Source organism: Lamprocystis purpurea DSM 4197 (assembly GCF_000379525.1).
Lineage (GTDB): Bacteria > Pseudomonadota > Gammaproteobacteria > Chromatiales > Chromatiaceae > Thiodictyon > Thiodictyon purpureum.
Genome location: NZ_KB902411.1, coordinates 1 through 4,342 on the forward strand (window position 1 = coordinate 1; position 4,342 = coordinate 4,342).

Here is a 4,342-nt window from a genome sequence, read left to right on the forward strand (position 1 = left end):
TTCCGGCCCAGCCTGATCGTCCACTTTCTGACGTCCACGCTTGGTTTCAAACAGCGTCCCGGCCTGCTCCAGGATCTCCTTTTTCCACTGCCCCACCTGGACCGGATGGACTCCATGCTCCTGTCCGATCTCGTTCGTCGTTTTGACCCCGCGGATCGCCTCCAGGCCGACTTTGGCCTTGAAGGATGCCGTGTACGTCTTGCGCTTCGCTTCGCCCATTATGATATGCCCCTTTTGGTTCGACGCGAGCTTAAATTACTGTCCGGTTTTCAGGGTCCACTATACGGCAGCCAGTCGAGGCTGCCGTCCAGGTCCGGCGGGACCAACCAGGTCTTGGGCTTGTCGCTCAAGCCATCGAGATCGCTCGGACTGAGCCCGTCGTCAAAGTTCTGGACGATGCGGGAGAAACCGGTGAAGACACGGACCTCGCGCAACCGGGTGACCGCCACTAACTGATCCAGCGCGGCCCAGACGCAGGTTTCCGCTCCCTCGGCGATCAGGGTGAGGTTTCGCCAGCCCCGCGTCTGATGACGGGGGACGAAGTCCTCGCCGTCGGCCAGATCGGCGATTTCCTCGGTGAGTGCCTGGAATTCCTTGGAGATTAGACCTCCCGGCGTCACGGCCTGGTCATAGAGCGGCCATCCGGTCTGGATCTCGGCCCATGCGGCTTCGACCTCGGTAACCGGGCAGCGGTACTCGTCCGCCAGTCGTCGCATCAAGGCGCGCTGCCCCAGGGCGGAGCGGGTTTGCGCGAGTTGGTCCCGATGGCCGCGGTTGGAATAAAGCAAAGCAAGCACGCCATCGCGGCGGATGCGAGATTCCGGTGGGATGACCAACGCTCCGCGCGTTCGTGGGTAGTAGAGACGGGCATCGTTCACCTCCAGGATCTGGGCCGGCTGCCTGGTCTCGATTGCAGATCTGCTCTTGGACCAGTCCCAGGGCTGACGCTGGGGATCCAATTCCGGGAGTGGCTGACGCAATTCCAGAGGGGCAGTGGCCTGACAGCGGTCGCAACTCAACTGCCAGTGCAGCCCCGAGCCTGCAGCGCGCCGAAGCCTCAGGTAGACGTGCGTGTTGTCGGCCCGACACGCCTGAGCGCTCTGCGCATCTCGATGGGTCAGGAGATGCCAGGGCAGGTCCCGCAGTCCGCCCGCGGGATGGGCAACCACCCATGCCACCTGCTGCAACCGTGGCCGTCCAGTGCATCGACAACGCAAACAATCGGCCGCGTCGCTGTCAGGAGCGCTCCGTGCATCGCGGTGCCAAGGTTGCCGGTACAGCAGGCCACAGCGGGGGCAACGCATCCAGCCCGGGAAGCGCTGGGCCGGGATGCAGGTCCCTTCGACGACGCCGTTGCGGAGCACCCGAGAGAGTGGCGGCTGCCGCAGATCCTGTTCGATGCCGAGTGACTTGCGCAAAAGATCCACATAACACAGCAGTTCCCCGCCGGGCCTGCCATCCCGGTCGGTCCAGCAGCGAGTGTCTTTGATGACGAAGAGCTCATTATCAGCCCGCACGATGGCACCGACGCCGCTGTAGCCCAACAGGTGGGACCAGCGCGTGACGACCAGTCGATTCACAGGATCTTCACCAGCACGGTATTCTCGACGGTGCGCATGTTGTTCAGGGTCGCCCACAGGCCTTTGACCCGCGCCTCGTGGCTATACAGCAGCCGTTGATCGCGGCGATCACCGTCGCCGCCATGATAGACCAAGCGCTCCCGTTGGTCCCGGCAGCGCTGGGCGGCATCGGCCCACAAGGCCGCGAGGCGATCGAGGTGGGCCGCAGTGTCGTCGCCGCGCTCCGGGTCCGCACGACGACAGCGAAGCTTCAGCTCCTCAATGAGCATTTCGGTCTCGGGGTTCGTCGGGTCGAAGGCTCCGGCCTGTTCTCGCGCTGCCAGCCGGCCGTCGGCGTGGCGGATCGCGATCACCAAAGCGGCGTGTAAAGCCCGCAAGCGGGCCTGATAGGTGAAGGGCGTTACGCTGGTGGGCTCGACGAAACGGTAGAAGGATTCGTGATAGGCGCGGAAGCTCTCGTAGTGGGAGAGGCTGCGGGCCTGATCGCGATAGTAGTTGGCGATGACGATGCCGGGGACCTCACCGCGACCGACCCGGCTGCTCGCCTGGATGTATTCCGCCGTGGTCAGCGGTTGACCATTGACGATCATTACCGCCAGTCGCCCCACGTCCAGTCCGACTGAGACCATATTGGTTGCCAGCACCAGATCCAGCGCCTCCGGTTGCTCCCGTGGCAAGGCCAGGCGGTCGAAGGTCCTGGCGTTCTCGTCCGCCGACATGTGACTGGTGAGCTGGGCTAGGCGTTCAGCCAACGCCTCTCGGCGCGTCCAGTCGGCTCCGACATTGGCCGCATGATCCTCTCCCACCTGACGGTCGTCGTCTCGCCCGGCCGTCTGTCTTCGCTCGATCTCCTCGCCCTGATAGCGGGCCATAAAGGTCTCGATGTCTTGGAGGGCGTTACGGCTGACGCCCACACCTTTGAGACTGCCGTGATAAATCAGGATCGTCCACCAGGCATCGAACAGGGCCTGTGCATCGGCGCCGGAGGCTCCGAACAGCACCTCCGGCGCCGTCAGCAAGGCACCCGCGAGCGGCGCCAGACAATGGGCGCGATTCCGGGCGGGGGCAAGATAGCCGACATAGAGGCGCCCCGGTTTCTCGCTGATCGGTATGGTGCGGGCGAAATAGGAGTCGTCGCAATCGAGCCCCGGCGGGGGAAACACTGCCGCCTCGCGCCCGTAGAGTCGTTTCACTTGCTCGTGGGCCATCCGAATGGTCGCGGTGGATGCGATGTACTTTGGGCAAACCCCGCGCACTGTGAGTACGGTTTCCAGCCCGGCCTCGTAGAGCCCGGCGACCGAGCCCAAGGCCCCGGCGATCAGGTGTAACTCGTCCTGGATGATCAGCTCAGGCGGGCGGTTGCCGCCCCGGCCAAAGAAGGCGTTGGAGCCTTCTTCCCAGGCCAACCGGGCGAATTTGTCGATGGTCGCCAGGAGCAGGGTCGGCGGGGCCTGATAGAGTGCCGGATCGACCACGTTACAGGGCAGTGGGCCGCCCGGCGTGGCGCCGAAGTCACAGGCTGGGTTGGTACAGTTGAAATAGAAGTGCGCCGAGCCTGCCGAATAGTTCCGAGCCGTTTCGAAGGGAGTCCCACACCATGGACAGGTCTCCAGCACCAGCAGGCTCGGGGGATCGCCACCGTCCTCGATCGCCTGTTCAATCGCTGTCTTGGCGTCTGCGAAGTTGTTCGGACTGGATGCCCCGCCGACCCACAAGCCCAGGGTGATGGGCTGCGTCCCCAGTTCCGGCACGTTGCGCCGCAGCAATTCCAGGGCACAGATCAGCCGTGCGGCGCGGCGGAACTGATCCTTGGTCAACAGTCGGAGCGTATAGCGCATCAGGACCGTGGTCCCGCCCCCGGTGGCGCCGAATTTGAGCCGGCGCCAGCAGATCACGAAGGCCATCAGACCCAGGTAAGCCTCGGTCTTACCCCCGCCGGTGGGGAACCAGATCAGGTCCAGGATATCCCGGTCGCCACTACCCTCATTGGTGGCGGACTCGATGGTGAGCAGGAGGAAAGCGAGTTGGAAAGGACGCCAGCGATAGTCGCGGGGCGGCCTTCCGCCGGCCTGGTCCACTTGAGCCATCTGCGCGTCCATCGCACGGTTCGTGAGTGCGAAGGCTCGCGCCGCCAAGGGGTCACGGCGCAGCAGACAAATGCCCTCGCCGATACGCATCACCGCGGCATCCATTCGCCCGTGAATACGTAGCCCGGCTGCCCGCTCTACATCGCCCAGCCGATCGGCCATGGTCGCGACCTGCTGGACCCAGGTCGCGTACCCGGAGCTGAATCGACGCAAAGCATCGCAACGTCCGGTAGGGTCGGTGCCGATCTCCGCCAACCAGCGCATCCGGAGCACCTCCTGGTCGGCGACTCCGGTTTCGGCGCTGACCTGCGGGACCTCCACCCTGGGCAGGAATTCGGTGCGAATGGTAGCTACCCGTCCCTGGTCGATCCGCCAATCCACTGCCGCTCCGTATAGTGGACCCTGAAAACCGGACAGTAATTTAAGCTCGCGTCGAACCAAAAGGGGCATATCATAATGGGCGAAGCGAAGCGCAAGACGTACACGGCATCCTTCAAGGCCAAAGTCGGCCTGGAGGCGATCCGCGGGGTCAAAACGACGAACGAGATCGGACAGGAGCATGGAGTCCATCCGGTCCAGGTGGGGCAGTGGAAAAAGGAGATCCTGGAGCAGGCCGGGACGCTGTTTGAAACCAAGCGTGGACGTCAGAAAGTGGACGATCAGGCTGGGCCGGAA

The 4,342-nt window shown here is 64.0% G+C and carries 4 protein-coding genes; 1 reads left to right on the forward strand and 3 read right to left on the reverse strand.

The window, feature by feature from the left end; all coding sequences use genetic code 11:
- The 3 genes from A39O_RS0106550 to A39O_RS0106560 all read right to left on the reverse strand — a co-directional run.
- On the reverse strand, positions 1-219 hold a 219-nt coding region (locus A39O_RS0106550), incomplete at its 3' end, for an IS3 family transposase (RefSeq protein ID WP_020503893.1).
- 50 nt (positions 220-269) lie between these two features.
- On the reverse strand, positions 270-1,580 hold the full coding sequence (locus A39O_RS0106555; protein ID WP_020503894.1) for a hypothetical protein: 1,311 nt from the start codon (positions 1,578-1,580) through the stop codon (positions 270-272).
- A complete protein-coding gene (locus A39O_RS0106560) occupies positions 1,577-4,048 on the reverse strand; it encodes a helicase-related protein (RefSeq protein WP_169338411.1) in 2,472 nt (823 codons plus the stop codon). The genes A39O_RS0106555 and A39O_RS0106560 overlap by 4 nt, the downstream gene beginning before the upstream one ends.
- 75 nt (positions 4,049-4,123) lie before the next feature.
- On the opposite strand from A39O_RS0106560, the gene A39O_RS0106565 reads away from it, so the two are divergent.
- The coding region (locus tag A39O_RS0106565; protein ID WP_020503893.1) for an IS3 family transposase at positions 4,124-4,342 on the forward strand (219 nt) is incomplete at its 3' end.